At 47.6% G+C, this 19,552-nt stretch carries 1 protein-coding gene; it reads left to right on the top strand.

The window, feature by feature from the left end; translation table 11 throughout:
- Nucleotides 1–57: 57 nt before the first annotated feature.
- The gene (gene tycC, locus C7R93_RS02010) at nt 58–19,521 is read left to right on the top strand and encodes a tyrocidine non-ribosomal peptide synthetase TycC (RefSeq protein WP_106837234.1); all 19,464 of its coding nucleotides are present in this window, start codon (nt 58–60) and stop codon (nt 19,519–19,521) included.
- Nucleotides 19,522–19,552 lie beyond the last annotated feature (31 nt).

The raw sequence follows: 19,552 nt of genomic DNA, 5'->3' as shown, positions 1-19,552 counted from the left end.
TCACTTTTATTGGAGGAACCCTCTTTAAATCGATAAATCACAGAGTTGAGGTGCAGAATGAAAAAGCAGGAGAATATCGCAAAAATTTACCCGTTAACCCCATTACAAGAGGGTATGTTGTTTCATGCTGTCAAAGATACAGACAGCAGCGCGTACTGCCTCCAGATGTCCGCGAAACTCCAAGGTGATTTTCACCTGCCCATTTTTGAAGAGGGCATGAACAAGCTCGTAGAGAACTATGAGGTTTTGCGCACCGTATTTGTTTATCAAAACCTGCAGCGACCTCGACAAGTTGTTTTTAAAGAGAGAAAAGTTGCTGTTCATTTCGAAAACATTGCTCATTTGCCAATAGATGAACAGAACGATTACATAAAAGCGTATACCAGTCAGCATCATACGTTTGAGCTGACGAAAGACGTTTTGATGAAAGCTGCCATTTTCCAAACAGGGGAGAACCAGTATCAATTCGTTTGGGCGTTCCATCATATCATCGTTGACGGTTGGTCTTTGGGCGTATTGCTTCATAAGCTCCTTGCTTATTACGCTGCAATTCGTAAGGGCGAGCCCATTTCGCGGGAAGCAACAAAACCATACAGCGAATATATCAAATGGCTGGATAAGCAAAACAAAGAGGAAGCACTTACTTACTGGCAGAACTATCTGGAAGGCTATGACCATCAGGCTGATTTCCCTAAAAAGAAAAATGTAGCGGAAGATGGCAGTTATGTACATGTGGAGAAGCTCTTCACAATCGCACCTGAGAAGACACAGCAGCTGATGCAGATCGCCAATCAGAATCAGGCTACGATGAGCAGCGTGTTTCAATCTCTATGGGGCATTTTGGCAAGCAAGTACAAAAATTCTGATGATGTGGTATTCGGCTCTGTTGTATCAGGTCGTCCACCTGGAATTCAGGGGATTGAGAGCATGGTTGGGTTGTTCATCAATACAATTCCAACCCGCGTGAAAACGAACAGGGAACACACCTTCAGTGGGCTGCTCAAAACAGTTCAGAAGCAAGCCTTGGCTTCTGCTACTTATGATTTCGCCCCGTTGTACGAAATTCAGAGCAAGACGGTACTGAAACAAGAGTTAATCGATCATTTGGTGACGTTTGAAAACTATCCGGATCATTCCAGGAGTGATTTGGAGGATTCCTTAGGCTTTCAATTCAACGTGGAAAATGGGGAAGAACAGACTTCCTATGATTTTAACGTTGTGGTAGCGGTCGCTCCTTCGAATGAGATGTATGTAAAGTTGAGCTATAATGCTTCGGTTTATGAAGAGTCATTCATGAACAGAGTAGAAGGGCACTTGAAAACGATCATTGAGCAGGTCATTCACAATCCGAATGTGTTGCTTGAAGATATCAGAATCATCACGGCTTGGGAAAAACAGCAATTGCTGGTAGCTTATAACGACACGGCCGCCGACTATCCACGCGACAAAATGATTTTCGAGCTGATCGCGGAGAAAGCAAGACAGATACCTTCGAAAGTTGCGGTTGTTTGCGGTGAAGATCGCCTTACTTACCAGGAGCTTCAGGAGCGTTCCAACCAGTTGGCCAGAGCTCTGCGTGGGAAAGGAATTACCCAAGGCAGTATCGTCTCGATTATGGCGGAGCATTCACTGGAATTGATCGTAGCTATCATGGCTGTCCTCAAATCAGGTGGCGCCTATTTGCCGATTGATCCCGAGTATCCGCTTGAGAGAATTCAGTATTTACTAGATGATAGCCAGACGACGATTCTCTTAACACAGTCTCATCTCCAGGAAAAGGTCGAATTTGAAGGCGACATCCTCTATTTAGACAATCCTTCCTTGTATGAAGGAGACAGCACGAATCTTGAACCAGCTTGCACACCGAATGATTTGGCTTACATGATCTACACCTCCGGCTCCACAGGGAACCCGAAAGGCGCGATGATTACTCATCAAGGTCTGGTCAATTACATCTGGTGGGCCAACAAGGAATATGTCCAAGGTGAAGCTGTAGACTTTCCTCTTTACTCTTCCATTTCGTTTGATTTGACTGTCACCTCGATCTTCACGCCGCTTCTGTCTGGCAATTCGATCTATGTCTACAGAGGAACAGACAAGGTACAGGTCATTTTAGACATCATCCAAGATAACCAAGTGGGGATCATTAAGCTGACGCCAACACATTTGAAGCTGATTGAAGAAATAGATGGAACAAACAGCAGCATCCGACGGTTTATAGTCGGTGGTGAGAACTTGCCAACCAATTTGGCGAAGAGAATCTATGAGAACTTTGGTCAGAATGTCAAGATTTTCAACGAGTATGGACCTACCGAAACGGTTGTGGGCTGCATGATTTATTTGTATGACCCTAAAAATACCATCCAAGAATCGGTACCAATCGGAGTCCCTGCAGACAACGTCCAGCTTTATTTGCTCGATTCCTCTATGCAGCCGATACCCGTTGGATCCATTGGTGAAATGTATATATCTGGTGATGGCGTAGCCAAAGGATATTTCAATAGACCGGAGCTGACCCAGGAAAAATTCATCGATAATCCGTTTCGTCCGGGGACCAAAATGTATAGAACTGGCGACCTAGTGAAATGGCTGCCAGACGGCAACATGGAATACTTGGGAAGAATCGACCATCAAGTCAAGATTCGTGGGCATCGGATTGAGATGGGCGAAATTGAAACGCGTTTGACGCAACATGAATGGATCAAGGAAGCCGTCGTCATCGCTGAAAAGGATGACAGTGGTCAAAATGTGCTCTATGCCTACATTGTATCTTGGCAGGAGTTGACCGTATCGGAATTGAGAGAGCATCTGGGAAGTACGCTTCCCTCCTACATGATCCCGTCCTTCTTTATCCATTTGGAGGAAATTCCGCTGACAGCCAATGGAAAAGTAGAGCGGAAGAAATTGCCGAAGCCTGACGGTGCAGTTGTAACGGGGACAGCGTACGTGGCTCCTCAGAATGAAACGGAAACAAAATTGGCTGAAATTTGGCAGCAGGTCCTGGGGGTTAGCCGTGTAGGCGTTCACGATCATTTCTTTGATCTGGGCGGACATTCACTGAAGGCTATGACAGTCATCTTTCAAGTCTCCAAAGCGTTGGAAGTGGATTTGCCAGTAAAGGCACTGTTCGAGAATCCGACTGTATCCCAGCTCGCCGCTTTCATCTCGAAATCGGGGAAAAGCGAGTACATTGCTATTCAACCGGTTGCAGTAAAGGAATTTTATCCCGTATCTTCTGCTCAAAAAAGAATGTACATCCTTCAGCAATTTGAAGGAAGCGGAATCAGCTATAACATTTCGGGCGCAATCTTGCTGGAAGGAAAGCTCGATTACAATCGTTTTGCGAGTACGGTTCAAAGACTGGCGGAGCGCCACGAAGCCTTGCGAACCTCATTCCACCGGATCGATGGTGAGCCTGTACAGAAAGTTCATGATGAGGTAGAAGTACCAATCTTGATGCTGGAGTCTACGGAAGACAACGCGGAGCAGATCATGCGCGATTTTGTCCGTCCCTTTGACTTCGAAATCGCTCCGTTGATTCGAACAGGCTTGGTCAAATTGGGCAAAGACCGTCATTTGTTCTTGCTCGACATGCACCATATCATCTCGGATGGAGTTTCGTCCCAAATTTTGTTGGGTGAATTTGCCAAGTTGTACAAAGGGGAAGCCTTGGAGCCTCTTCCTCTCCAATACAAAGATTTCGCTGCCTGGCAAAATGAACTGTTCCAGACAGATGTGTACAAGAAGCAGGAGCTCCACTGGTTGAATACATTTGCTGATGAAATACCTTTGCTCAATCTGCCGACTGATTATCCGCGTCCAACCATTCAAAGCTTTGAAGGAGATCTTGTCCTTTTTGAAGCAGGAAAAGAATTGACTGAGCGTTTGCACAGGGTAGCAGCAGATACGGGTACAACCCTGTATATGGTCTTGCTCGCGGCTTACCATGTGCTGCTGTCCAAGTATTCCGGCCAAGAGGATGTCATCGTGGGTACGCCTGTCGCTGGTCGTTCTCATGCCGATGTGGAAAACATCATGGGGATTTTTGTGAATACGTTGGCGATGAGAAATCATCCTACGAGCGACAAGACCTTTACCCAATTCTTGCAAGAAGTGAAACAAAATGCGCTTGCGGCCTATGACAATCAGGATTATCCATTTGAAGAGCTGGTGGAAAAGCTTGCGATTCAACGTGACATCAGCCGAAATCCTCTGTTTGACACCATGTTTTCATTGGAAAATGCGAATCAGCAGACATTGGAAATCGAGCAGCTTACAGCAGCTCCGTATGAGTTGTTTAACAAAATTTCAAAGTTTGATCTTGTTTTGAATGCCAGTGAGTCGCAATCTGACATTCAATTCCAATTCGCGTTTGGAACGAAGCTGTTCAGGAAAGAAACCATCCAAAGAATGGCCCATCATTACATGGAAATCCTGCGCACGATTAGTGCACAGCCGAATGCCATGTTAGCAGAAATCGACATGTTGACAAAAGTAGAGAAACGCGCGCTCATCCTGAACGTCAACGATACTTTTGTCGAACGATCCGCTGATCAGGCTTTGCATCAATTATTTGAAGATCAAGTAGCGCTTACGCCAGATCAAGTAGCTGTAGTCTATGACGGATACACCTTAACCTATCGTCAATTGAACGCCCGGGCGAATCAAGTGGCTCGTTTGCTGCGGAGTAAAGGAACTCAACCAGATACGTTGATCGGAATTATGGTAGACCGGTCCATCGGGATGGTTGTGAGCATGTTGGCCGTGTTAAAAGCGGGTGGTGCGTATACACCAATTGATCCTACCTACCCGCCAGAAAGAATCCAATACATGCTCAGCGACAGCAAAGCTCCGATTCTACTGACACAACGTCATTTGAAAGAGATAGTAGAGTATTCAGGAGAAATGATCGACGTAGACGATGAAGCCATTTATGCAGGTGACGACACCAATCTCGACAATGTCTCTGGCGGGAATGACTTGGCCTATGTCATCTATACATCTGGATCGACCGGAAATCCCAAAGGGGTTATGATCGCGCATCAAGCGATTTGCAATCACATGCTCTGGATGAAGAATGCCTTCCCACTGACCACAGAGGATGCTGTCTTGCAAAAAACGCCATTCAGCTTCGATGCTTCCGTATGGGAATTTTACTTGCCATTCATCACGGGGGGACGCCTGGTACTGGCAAAGCCAGACGGACATCGCGACATCGAGTACATGACTCGCATGATCAGAGAAGAGAAGATCACGACTTTACAGATGGTTCCTTCCTTGCTGGACCTGATCATGACTGAACCGGGATGGGGCTCTTGCACGAGCTTGCAACGCGTATTCTGCGGTGGGGAAGCATTGGCACCTGCACTTGTTTCGCGCTTTTACCAGACGCAAACGGCACAGCTAATTAACCTCTATGGCCCTACAGAATCCACAATCGATGCGACCTACTGGATTTGCCCTCGGGTGCCGGAGTATGGCGTGATTCCAATTGGCAAACCGATTGATAACGTCCGTTTGTACGTCCTAAATTTGAGCAACCAGCTCCAGCCTGTAGGGGTTGCAGGAGAACTGTGCATTGCTGGTGATGGGTTGGCCCGCGGTTACTGGAATCGTGAAGAACTGACAATAGCCAGCTTCATCGACAATCCGTTTGAACCGGGTAGCAAGATGTACCGTACTGGAGACATGGTAAGATATCTACCCGACGGCAACGTGGAATATCTCGGACGCATCGACCATCAGGTCAAAATCAGAGGACACCGGATCGAACTGGGTGAGATCGAAGCAAGGCTTTTGCAGCATGAATCGGTAACAACGGCCATTGTCCTTGCTCGTCCTGATGAAAAAGGGCAAAACAACTTATACGCCTATATCGTTTCCAAACAGGAAATCAAGACAGCTGACCTGAGAGCTTACATGGCTTCCCATCTGCCATCGTATATGGTTCCTTCTTATTTTGTTTATTTGGAGAAGCTGCCGCTCACGGCAAATGGCAAGGTAGATCGTAAAGCTTTGCCTCAACCTGAGGGAGCATCCTCATCAGAAACCGTATATGTAGCGCCGCGCAATGAAGTGGAATCCACGCTCGCAGAAATTTGGCAAAGCGTACTTGGCGTGAACCAAATCGGGGTACACGATCATTTCTTCGAGTTGGGCGGACACTCCTTGAAGGCGATGAACGTCATCTCTTTGATCCATCGTTCCCTTCAAGTAGATGTGCCGTTGAAAACACTATTTGAATCGCCTACGATCGCTGACTTGTCGGCATACATCTCTACTGCTAGCAAAGGCAAGTATACGACGATTGAACCTGTCCAAAAGCAGGAGTATTACCCGGTGTCTTCTGCACAAAAGAGAATGTTTATTCTCCGACAAATGGAAGGTGCAGACATCAGCTACAACATGCCGGGCATCCTGTACATCGATGGCAAGCTGGATACAGAGCGTTTGCAGCAAGCGCTCAAGAGTCTGGTGAGACGCCATGAATCTCTGCGTACCTCGTTCCACTCCATGAAAGGAGAGACTGTTCAGCGCGTACATGAAGATGTCGAGCTGGAAATCTCGTTGTTGGAGTCAACAGAAGGAGAGCTCAAACAAATCGTCGAGCAATTTATTCAACCGTTCGATTTGGAAAAAGCTCCACTGATTCGCGCTGGACTGGTCAAACTGGAACTAGAACGCCATCTTTTCATGCTAGATTTGCACCATATTGTGGTGGACGGCGTATCTATCGGTATTCTTGTTCAAGAGCTTGCTCAACTTTATCACGGGGAAGAGCTGCCAGAACTGAGCATTCAGTACAAGGACTTTGCCCATTGGCAGAATCAATGGGTTGAGACGGAAGAGTTTGCTGCTCAGGAAGCCTATTGGATCGATACCTTTACGGGAGAAATTCCCGTATTGAATCTTGCAACGGATTATCCGAGACCTGGTGTGAAAAGCTTCGAGGGTGAGCGATTTATTTTCGGCTCCGGTGCCTTTTTGAAAAAAGAATTGAATCGACTTGCCCATGATACAGGAGCTACGCTCTACATGGTACTGCTGGCTGCGTACAATGTACTTCTCTCTAAATACTCTGGACAAGAGGACATTGTCGTTGGAGCGCCTACTGCCGGCAGGTCCCATGCAGAAACGGATTCTATTATTGGTATGTTTGTCAATACACTGGCATTGCGAAACGAGCCTGCAGGGACTAAGACCTTCCTTACCTTTTTAGCAGAAGTGAAAAACAATACGCTGAAAGCTTTTGAGAATCAGGATTATCCACTGGATGAACTGATTGATAAGTTGAACATTCAACGGGATCTGAGCCGCAATCCTTTGTTTGACACCGTATTTATCTTGCAAAATATGGATCAAAAGCCATTCGAAATGGCGCAACTGACGTTTACACCCTATATGGCAGACGTGAATCAGGCAAAGTTTGATCTGTCCATGGAGGCGTGCGAAGAAGATGAGGAGATCATCTTTAGCTTGGATTACTGCACCAAATTGTTTTCACGAGAAACGATTGAAAAAATAGCGGCTCACTTCATTCGAATCCTTCATGCCGTTATTGAGCAGCAAGCAGTTACCTTATCCGAGATCACTATGCTTTCCGATGAGGAAAAGCATCGCTTGTTAGTAGAATTCAATGATACGCATAAGGAATATCCGCAGAACAAGACACTACATGAGCTATTTGAGGAGCAAGTGGAAAAAACACCACAGGTTCCAGTGGTTGAAATCGGCGATAAGCAGATGTCCTATCACGAACTGAATGAGCGAGCAAACCAGCTTGCCGTTACCTTGCGAGAGCGGGGAGTAAAGGCTAACCAAATCGTAGGAATCATGGCAAACCGTTCTGTGGAAATGGCTGTTGGAATCATGGCCATTTTGAAAGCAGGGGGAGCATACGTGCCTATCGATCCAGAATATCCGGAAGATCGTGTAGCCTACATGCTGGAAGATTGCGAAGCCCGTTTAGTGCTTACCCAAAAACATCTTGGAGCAAAGCTGGCTTCTAGTGTGAGCGTGGAGTGCCTGTATCTGGAGGAAGTGAAGAACTATTCTCCCAACCGTTCGAATCTCGAGCCGATTCAAACTGCTTCCGATTTGGCTTATGTCATCTACACATCCGGGACAACAGGCAAGCCAAAAGGAGTAATGATCGAGCATCGTGGCATTGTCAACAGCGTGTTGTGGAAGAAAGAGGAGTATCAGTTTAGCGTCGATGATAGAAGTCTTGTGCCCCTATCCTTTGCGTTTGATGCCTTTGTTCTTTCCTTCTTTACACCGATCCTTTCCGGTTCAACCGTCGTCTTGGCGGAGGATGAAGAAGCCAAAGACCCTGTATCTCTCAGAAACCGCATAGCAGCTGCGAGATGCACCCAAATGACATGCGTGCCAAGTCTATTCCAAGCAATATTAGAATGCGCTTCTGCTGCGGATATCAGCTCCATGCAAACCGTCACACTTGGGGGCGAAAAAGTATCTGCTCAGCTCGTTGAGAAGAGTAATCAGCAGAATCCGCAATTGGTCATCATCAATGAATACGGTCCGACAGAAAGCAGTGTCGTCGCCACTTGGCAGCGAATTTCGCAACTGGATTCTGCGATAACGATCGGACGCCCCATTGCCAACACCAGCATCTATATCGTGGACAAATTCCATCAGCTACAGCCAATCGGCGTCGTTGGGGAAATTTGCATCGGTGGCCACGGCTTGGCACGTGGATATTGGAACAAGCCGGAGCTCACAGTAGAGAAGTTCGTTTCCCATCCTTATTTGGAAGGCGAGCGCATGTACAAGACTGGCGATCTAGGAAAGTGGCGCCCTGACGGAACAATTGAATTTGTCGGTCGTTTGGATGAACAGGTAAAAGTAAGGGGATATCGGATTGAAATCGGTGAGATTGAGTCTGTTATGCTCTCCTTTGAAAAGTTGACTTCAGCTGTCGTGATTGTCCATGAAGACCAACTGCGCCAAACGTCGCTTGCTGCTTATTTCACGGGAGAAGAAAAGCTTGAAGTCTCGAATCTGTGGTCGTATCTGTCGCAAAGCTTGCCGTCCTACATGATACCTGCGTACTTAGTCCAGCTCGATCAGCTCCCGCTTACACCTAATGGAAAGATCGACAGGAAAGCCTTGCGGAAACCAGAAGGCAAGCCTGTAACGGGAGCAGAATATGTGGCGCCAGCAAGTCCTGTGGAAATCAGGCTGGCAGAGATTTGGGAAGGTGTGCTTGAGGTAAGCAACATCGGTGTCCTCGACAACTTCTTCCAGCTAGGTGGACATTCCTTGAAAGCCATGTCGCTCGCTGCACAGATTCATCGAGAGTATCAAGTCGAGCTTCCACTCAGAGTGCTCTTTGCGACACCTACCATCCAGGCATTGGCACAGTATATCGAGACGAGTGGAAAAGACACACATGTACCGATTCAGCCTGTACCGTGGCAAGAGCATTATCCAGTCTCATCTGCACAAAAGAGGATGTTTGTCCTGCGCCAGTTTGAAGGTACCGGAACAGTCTATAACATGCCAAGCGTGTTGTATATCGAAGGCGATCTGGATCATGCGCGCTTTGAACACGCGATACAAGGGCTTGTCAAGCGACACGAATCGTTACGAACATCCTTCCACACCGTGAATGGGGAGCCTGTTCAGCGTGTACATGAGGTAGTCGAACTGGATGTGCGCTATCAGGATTTGAAGGAAGATCAAGTCGAGCAAACCATTGAATCGTTTGTGCAAGCATTTGATCTAACGAAGGCTCCGTTGTTGAGGGTCGGACTCTTCAAATTAGGAGCGAAGCGACATCTTTTCCTGATGGATATGCATCACATCATTTCGGATGGCGTCTCTGTTGGAATCATCATGGAAGAATTCTCGAAGTTGTATCGAAACGAATATTTGCCAGAGCTTCCTGTTCAATACAAAGATTTTGCTGTCTGGCAGACTGAGCTGTTCCAAACGGACATCTATACAAAGCACGAGAACTACTGGTTGAAGTCCTTCGCGGGGGACATTCCTGTCCTTAATCTGCCGGCCGATTATTCTCGCCCTCTGGTTCAAAACTTTGAGGGAGATTGCATTTCGTTCCAGACAGACAAAACGTTGATGGACGATTTATACAAGCTTGCCCATGGGAACCAAACCACGCTGTTTATGGTCTTGCTGGCGGCTTACAATGTGCTTCTTTCCAAATACAGTGGCCAGGAAGATATCGTAGTGGGAACACCGATTGCTGGCAGATCGCATGCTGATGTAGTAAAAGTCTTGGGGATGTTTGTCAATACATTGGCTTTGCGAAACTACCCGGACGGAACGAAATCGTTCCAGGCATTTTTGGAAGATGTCAAACAGAATACGCTGCAAGCTTACGCCCATCAGGATTATCCGTTTGAAGCCCTAGTCGAAAAACTGGAAATCCAGAGGGATCTCAGCAGAAACCCGCTGTTTGACACCATGTTTATTTTGCAAAACCTGGACAAAAAAGCTTATGAGCTGGATGGTCTGAAATTTGAAGCATACTCCGGGGATGGGCAGCAGGGTAACGCAAAATTCGATCTCACATTGGAAGCCCATGAAGATGAAACGGGACTGCATTTCGGCCTTGTTTACTCTACGAAATTGTTCCAAAAAGAGACGATCGAAAGAATGGCTCGCCATTTCCTCCAGGTTCTGCGAGAAGTCGTTGCCAATCACACCGCTTCCTTGCATGAGATCAGCTTGTTGACCGAAGAAGAAAAGCAGCTGGTGACGGTTGCATTTAACAACACGTTTGTCGATTATCCACGCGAAAGCACCATCCAAGAGCTTTTCGAGGAGCAGGTTCTGAGAACACCTGAGCATGCTGCCGTCATATTTGACGGACAAATGTTGACGTATCAGGAGCTGAACCAGAAAGCCAACCAGATCGCAAGTGCGCTTCGCCGTGAGGAAATCGGGAAGGATTCCGTTGTAGGACTGATCGCAGATCGTTCTCTCGACATGATCACAGGCATCATGGGTATCATCAAAGCGGGAGGCGCCTACCTGGGGATTGATCCGGAGCATCCATCAGAGCGCATTTCTTACATGCTCGAAGATGGCGGCGTGAAGGTTGTCCTTGTTCAAAGACATCTGTTGCATCTCGCAGGCGAAGGTCTCATTCCAATCGTTTTGGAAGACGAGAGCCTGAAGCAAGAAGATGTCAGCAACCTGACCAACCTCAATGACGCCAAGGACTTGGCTTATGTGATGTACACGTCGGGTTCGACGGGCAAACCAAAAGGAGTCATGGTCGAGCATCGAAATGTTACTCGTTTGGTGAAAAATACGAATTACGTTCAGGTACGCGAAGAAGATCGCATGATTCAAACGGGCGCGATAGGCTTCGACGCCATGACGTTTGAGATTTTCGGAGCTCTGTTGCATGGTGCTAGTTTGTTCCTTGTGAGCAAGGATGTTCTGTTAGATGCAGAGAAGCTGGGCAGCTTCCTGCGAGAGAATCGGATTACAACGATGTGGTTAACTTCACCACTGTTTAACCAGCTCTCGCAAGACAACCCGCCAATGTTCGAAGGCTTGCGTGCGTTAATCGTCGGTGGCGAAGCACTGTCTCCGAAACACATCAACAAAGTAAACAGCGCTTATTCCGATCTAGAAATTTGGAACGGATACGGCCCGACCGAGAACACGACCTTCTCTACGTGCTATTTGATAGAGAAGGAATTCGAAGACAATATTCCGATTGGGAAGCCGATCACGAACTCCACTGCTTATATCGTGGATCGCTACAATCAGCCGCAGCCAATTGGAGTGCCGGGTGAATTGTGCGTAGGTGGAGACGGGGTAGCTAGGGGATATTTGAACAAGCCGGAATTGACCGCCGAGAAGTTTGTTCCGAATCCTTTTGTTTCAGGTGAAAACATGTACCGCACTGGGGATTTGGCGAGATGGCTGGCGGATGGAACGATTGAGTATTTGGGACGAATTGACCAACAGGTTAAGATCAGAGGCTATCGGATCGAGCTTGGGGAAATCGAGACCGTTCTCACCAATCTGGAAAAGGTAAAAGAAGCTGTCGTTACAGTGTTGGATGATACGAACGGCCAAAAAGCTCTCTGCGCTTATTTTGTTCCAGAAGAGGAACTCGACGCAGCAGAGTTGAGAGAAGCTATTTCCAAAGAATTGCCTAGCTACATGGTTCCAACCTTCTATGTCCAAATGGATAAGCTGCCTTTGACGGCAAACGGAAAGCTCGATCGCAGAGCATTGCCAGAACCATCTGGTGATCGGGTCCACGGCTCCACATATGTCGCTCCTCAAAACGCGACCGAGACGAAGCTGGCTGAAATTTGGCAAGGGGTACTGGGAATTCATGCGATAGGCATTCACGACAACTTCTTTGAATTGGGCGGACATTCCCTGAAGGCCATGAATGTGATCACGCAGGTGCATAAGGCATTTCAGGTAGAGCTTCCGTTAAAAGCACTGTTTGAATCACCTACGATCCATGAGCTGGCTGCCTATATCACTGCGAGTGAGATGGAAAAGTTCGAGACGATTCAACCAGTAGAGCAAGCAGACTTTTATCCAGTCTCGTTCGCACAAAAAAGAATGTACATCCTGCATGAATTTGAAGGAAGCGGAATCAGCTACAACGTACCAAATGTGCTGATGATAGATGGCCATCTGGAATACGAACGCTTTGAACACGCCATCCGAACGCTGGTAAAACGACATGAATCCCTGCGAACATCCTTCCATTCGATAAACGGGGAACCAGTGCAACGAGTCCATGAGGATGTCGCGCTTCTCATTGGGATTTCCGAGGCGACAGAAGACCAAGTAGAACAACGTATTCATGAGTTGGTTCAGCCGTTTGATCTCGAAGTGGCTCCGTTGTTCCGGGTTGACTTGATCAAACTGGGAGCAGAACGACATTTGTTCTTCATGGATATGCACCACATTATCTCGGATGGAGTATCGCTTGCAGTCATCGCCAAGGAGTTTGCGAGCTTGTACGAAGAAAAGCAACTCCCTGACATGCGTCTCCAGTACAAAGATTTCGCTTCTTGGCAAACAAAGCTGGCCCAGTCTGAGCGCTTCCAAAAACAGGAGGATTATTGGACGAATGTCTTTGCAGGGGAGATCCCATTACTCAACCTGCCAAATGATTTCCCAAGACCTACTGTTCAAAGCTTCGAAGGCGACACGGTAGCGATCGGCACAGGAAATCACTTGCTTGCGGAGTTGCGACAACTCGCTGCAAATACTGGCTCCACACTGTTCATGGTGCTTCTGGCAGCCTACAATGTGCTGCTGTCCAAATACGCAGGACAGGAAGAAATCGTGGTCGGCACACCGATTGCAGGTCGCTCCCACGCAGATGTAGAACGAATCGTCGGTATGTTCGTCAACACGCTCGCCTTGAAAAATGTGGTAGGAGGCAACCTGACCTTCCGCGAGTTTTTGGGTGACGTGAGACAAAATGCACTAGATGCGTTTCAACATCAGGATTATCCGTTTGAGCATCTCGTAGATAAGCTGGAAGTGCGGCGCGATCTAAGCCGAAATCCGCTATTCGATACGATGTTTAGTCTGGGGCTTGCGGACTCTTCTGCATTAGAAATTGCAGGACTCAACATGTCCGCTTACCCGGTAGATGGCAAAATCGCGAAATTCGATATCGCTCTGGATGCGATGGAACAGCAGGATGAGCTTCTCGTGCAATTCAGCTATTGCACGAAGTTGTTTGCAAAAGAATCGATCGATCGCCTGGCAGCTCATTACGTCACTCTATTACAGACGCTCATTGACAATCCAGATAGCAAGCTGGCCGAGATCAGTGTCTTGTCAAAAGACGAGATGGATCAAATGCTGCATGATTTCAATGCAACAAAAGCCGCTTATCCGACGAATAAAACGTTCCAGGGGCTATTCGAAGAGCAGGTTGAAAAAACACCGAACCAGGTAGCCGTCATTTTCGAAGATGAACAGCTAACGTACCGGGAATTAAATGAAAAAGCGAACCAGCTCGCACGTGTTTTGCGTCAAAAGGGAGTCATGCCAGAGAGCAAAGTCGGCATCATGGTAGACCGCTCCTTGCACATGGTAGTAGGGACGCTCGGTATTTTGAAAGCTGGCGGCGCCTATGTCCCGATTGATCCAGACTATCCGTTGGAGCGTCAAGCATTCATTTTGGAAGATAGCGATGCGAAGCTGTTCCTTACCTTGCAACTGATGGATACACAGCTTGCATTCCCTCACGAAACCCTCTATCTCGATGCAGAAGGGCTGTATCAGGGAGAAGCGGGCAATCTGGAGCCTGTGGCACTGCCAGAACATGCCGCTTACATCATCTATACTTCCGGAACGACTGGTAAGCCTAAAGGGGTCGTGATTGAGCACCGTAGCTATGCGAATGTCGCGTTTGCATGGCAGGATGAGTATCATTTGGACACCTTCCCTGTTCGCTTGCTGCAAATGGCGAGCTTCGCCTTTGACGTATCGACAGGCGACTTTGCCCGTGCATTGCTCACAGGAGGGCAGCTGGTGATATGCCCGAATGAGGTCAAAATGGACCCTGCTTCTTTGTACGAGATCATCAAGCGATATGAAATTACCATTTTCGAAGCGACACCAGCTTTGATCATGCCGTTGATGCATTACATTTACGAAAACAAGCTTGATATCAGTCAGATGAAGCTCCTGATTCTCGGAGCAGACAGTTGTCCAGCAGAAGACTTCAAGACCTTGCTGACCCGATTCAGTCATACTCTGCGCATTATCAACAGCTATGGGGTAACAGAGGCGTGCATCGATTCCAGTTATTATGAAGAAACTGATGTCGCATCCATCCTCTCAGGAACGGTACCGATCGGAAAACCGCTTCCGAATATGCAGATGTATGTAATGGATCAACAATTGAATCTTCAGCCTGTTGGAGTCGTGGGTGAGTTGTGCATAGGGGGAGCAGGGGTCGCTCGCGGTTATTTGAACAGACCCGAGCTGACGCAAGAGAAGTTTGTACCGAATCCTTTCAGGCCAGGTGAGCTGTTGTATCGTACGGGTGATCTGGCGAAGTGGCGCGTAGATGGCAATGTGGAATTCCTGGGGCGTAACGATCATCAAGTGAAAATCAGGGGTGTCCGTATTGAGCTCGGCGAAATCGAGACACAGCTACGCAAGCAAGACGGAATCTTGGAAGCAGTCGTGGTCGCAAGAGAGGATCACAGACAAGAAAAGTATTTATGCGCGTACGTTGTGGCAGAACGCGAGATCGACACAGCACAATTACGTCAGGAATTGCTGAAAGAATTGCCTCAAGCGATGATTCCATCGTATTTCGTATCTCTTGAAGCACTGCCGCTTACCGCAAATGGGAAGATTGACAGACGTTCCTTGCCGTCGCCAGATGTATCACTACTCAGAACGACGGAGTACGTAGCACCTCGTACGGAATTAGAAGCGCAATTGGCCCGCGTATGGGAGCAAGTGCTGAATGTAGAGCAAGTAGGGGTTCTGGATGATTTCTTTGTAATTGGCGGTCACTCCCTGCGTGCGATGAGTGTGATTTCGCGCATGCATAACGAATATCAAGTGGATATCCCGCTTCGTATTTTGTTCGAAAAACCAACGATTCTGCAATTGGCCGCACACATCGAAGAGACAGCAAGAGGGTATGTCATTTCGATTCAACCAGCACCTGCTCAAGAGTATTACCCTGTTTCATCGGCCCAAAAGCGCATGTTTATCCTCCATCAATTTGAAGGAGTCGGCATCAGCTACAATATGCCTTCGACCATGCTGATTGAAGGGAAGCTAGAACCGGAGCGAATAGAAACAGCGTTCAAGCAGCTGATTGAGAGACATGAAAGTCTTCGTACATCTTTTGCAGTTGTAAATGGAGAACCTGTTCAGAAGATTCACGAGGAAGTTTCTTTTGAACTCTTGTATACAACGATCACAGAAGACCAGGCTCAACAGGTTCTTTCGTCCCTCGTTCAGCCATTCGATCTGGGAGTGGCGCCGTTGCTTCGTGTCCGGCTTCTGAATATCGGGGAAGATCGTCATGTGCTCTTTACTGACATGCATCATAGCATTTCCGACGGTGTATCATCTGGCATTCTCCTGACAGATTTCGTGCAGTTGTACCAAGGAGATGTTTTGCCAGAGCTGCGAATCCAATACAAGGACTTCTCCGTATGGCAACAGGAGCTTTTCCGATCCGATGCCTTCAACAAGCAAGAAGAGTATTGGGCTCAAGTGTTTGCAGACGAAATTCCAGTGCTAAACCTGCAAACAGATTTCAGCCGACCAAGCATTCAAAATTTCGCCGGAGATCAGTATACAATCGGAACCGGGAAACAGCTGATGGAAGGCTTGAATCAGTTGGCGCGAGAAACAGGAACGACGCTGTACATGGTACTCCTTGCAACGTACAATGTACTGCTTTCCAAGTATTCCGGGCAGGAGGACATCATCGTCGGCACACCGATTACAGGTAGATCTCATGCTGATCTGGAACCGATCGTCGGTATGTTCGTGAACACATTGGCGATGAGAAACAAGCCGCATGTTGCGAAAACATTTACCGAGTTGTTGCTAGAAGTCAAGCAGAATGCATTGGACGCTTACGCTCATCAGGACTATCCGTTTGAGGAACTGGTGGAAAAACTGGACATACCGCGAGACTTAAGCAGAAACCCGCTCTTCGACACCATGTTTACTGTCCAGAACAATATGGATGAGTCAATCGACATGCTAGGCTTGTCACTCGCTCCTTTCATGACGGATCAAGCCGGCAACCATTCCAAATTCGATTTGACATTGATTGCCACAGAAGAGCGTGAAGAGATCAGCATTGGTGTCGAGTACAGCACAAGCTTGTTTGCGAGAGAGACCATTGAACGATTTAGCAACCACTTCATGGCAATTGCACAAATCGTTGTGCAAAATCCGCATATCCGCTTGCGTGAGATTGACATGCTCACAAAGGAGGAGAAGCAGCAAGTTTTCGAGAATTTCAATGATACATCTGTAAAATATTTACAAGACAAAACGCTGCATCAATTATTCGAAGAGCAAGTCGCGAAGACGCCAGATCAGGAAGCCATTCTCTTTAACGAGCAATCACTGACGTACGCCGAGCTCAATGAGCGAGCTAACAGACTGGCAAGAGTTCTGCGCACCAAAGGTATCGGACCTGATCGTCTTGTAGCGGTAATGGCGGAGCGTTCGCCAGAGATGATCATTGGCATCCTTGGTATTTTAAAGGCTGGCGGTGCGTATGTTCCGATCGATCCGGCGTATCCGCAAGAACGCATTCAGTACTTGCTTGCGGACAGTGACGCTGCCCTGCTTCTCTGCCAATCACATCTGTCAGAATTATTGTCTCGCGTGTCGAGTGGACTTGATTGGCTTGATCTGAACGCAGAGCATGACGCCGGGATGGATGGCTCCAATCTCGCATCACTCAATCAACCGACCGATCTCGCCTATGTGATCTATACATCGGGTACGACCGGAAAGCCGAAGGGCGTCATGATTCCGCATCAGGGAATCGTCAATTGCTTGCAGTGGAGAAGAGATGAATATGGATTCGGACCGGAACACAAGGCGTTGCAGGTATTCTCGTTTGCCTTCGATGGATTTGTAGCCAGCTTGTTCGCTCCGCTTCTCGGAGGTGCTTCTTGCATCCTGCCAAGAGAGGAAGAAGCCAAAGATCCAGTAGCGTTGAAGAAACTGATTGCCTCAACGGGAGTTACCCATTACTACGGTGTGCCGAGTCTGTTCCAAGCGATTCTGGATTGCTCGACTGCTGCCGATTTCTCTCCTCTGCGTTGCGTAACATTGGGAGGCGAGAAGCTACCTGCACAGCTTGTGCAAAAAACGAAAGAAAAGCATCCTGAAATCGAGATCAACAATGAATACGGTCCGACCGAAAACAGCGTCGTCACCACCATCTCTCGTTCGATCGAAGTAGGTCAAGATATCACGATTGGTCGACCGCTAGCCAATGTACAGGTGTACATCGTAGATACACAACATCACTTGCAACCGATTGGCGTAGTGGGAGAGCTATGCATTGGAGGCCCCGGACTAGCGAGAGGTTATTTGAACAAACCAGAGCTCACACAAGAAAAGTTCGTTCCGAATCCGTTCGTACCAGGAGAGCGCATGTATAAAACCGGTGACTTGGTGAAATGGCGGACAGACGGCACGATCGATTACATCGGTCGGGCTGACGAACAGGTGAAGGTGAGAGGGTATCGCATCGAGATCGGGGAGATCGAGAGCACCATACTCACTTACGATGGCATCGATCAAGCAGTGGTGGTTGTGCAAGAAGATGACGTAACAGCCGTACAGTATCTTTGCGCTTACCTGGTCACAGCAGCAGAGGTATCCATTTCCGAGCTGAGAAGGGATCTGGCGAAAGAACTGCCTGCTTACATGGTTCCAAGTTATTTTGTTCAGTTGGATCAACTTCCACTTTCGGCCAATGGAAAAGTGGATCGCAAAGCATTGCCGAAGCCACAGCAATCGGATGCGTCCACACGTGAGTACGTGGCACCAAGAAATGCGACCGAGCATCAACTGGCATCCATTTGGCAGGAAGTTTTGGGAATAGAACCGATTGGTATTACTGACCATTTCTTTGAACTAGGTGGACACTCATTGAAAGCAACGCTTCTGGTTGCAAAGGTATATGAGTACATGCAGATTGAACTGCCGTTGAATCTCATCTTCCAGCATCCAACCATTGAGAAGGTAGCGGATTTCATCACGCACAAGAACTTCGAAGGCAACTCCGGAAGAGCCATTCTCTTAAATGAAGAGACAACGAGAAAGGTATTCTGCTTTACACCGATTGGAGCCCAGAGTGTCTATTACCAGAAGCTTGCTGATGAAATTAAGGGCGTCTCCCTGCACAGCTTTGATTTCATCCAAGAAGACAATCGACTTGAGCAGTACATCGAAGCCATTGTCGCGATTGATCCAAAGGGACCCTATACGCTCATGGGATATTCATCGGGAGGCAATCTGGCTTTTGAAGTCGCAAAAGAACTGGAGAATCAAGGATATGTCGTGACCGACCTCATCTTGTTTGATTCGTACTGGAAAGACAAGGTGATGGAGCGGACTCTGGCGGAAACCGAAAGTGACATTGCCCAGTTATTTGCCGAAATTGGAGAAAACATCGAGATGTTCAACATGACACAAGAAGACTTCAATTTGTACGCTGCCAATGAATTCGTCAAGCAAAGCTTCATTCGAAAAACGGTCAGCTATGTGATGTATCACAATCAACTGATCAATACGGGTGCAACGAACGCATCGATCCATCTCATTCAATCAGAGCTGGAATCGGGCGAGGAAGATCTGGTTGCAGTCAAATGGAATGAATCCGCTTGGACACAGGCTACGAAACGACTGATGACGTACGAAGGGAACGGAATCCACTCCAGCATGCTGGGAGGAAATTACGTGTCAATGAATGCTTCCATCCTCAGAGACATCCTGCAGGAGCTGTTCATTCTGAAATAAGACCGCGGCTTTGTGATGATTCCCCTTGGGA

The sequence above is a fragment of the Brevibacillus fortis genome (genome assembly GCF_003013395.1).
GTDB classification, from domain to species: domain Bacteria; phylum Bacillota; class Bacilli; order Brevibacillales; family Brevibacillaceae; genus Brevibacillus; species Brevibacillus fortis.
This window is presented reverse-complemented; position numbering and strand designations above follow the sequence as displayed.

Excerpts from the sequence above, each read along its gene's own strand:
- tycC (WP_106837234.1), top strand. The coding sequence starts at position 58 with ATGAAAAAGCAGGAGAATATCGCAAAAATTTACCCGTTAACCCCATTA.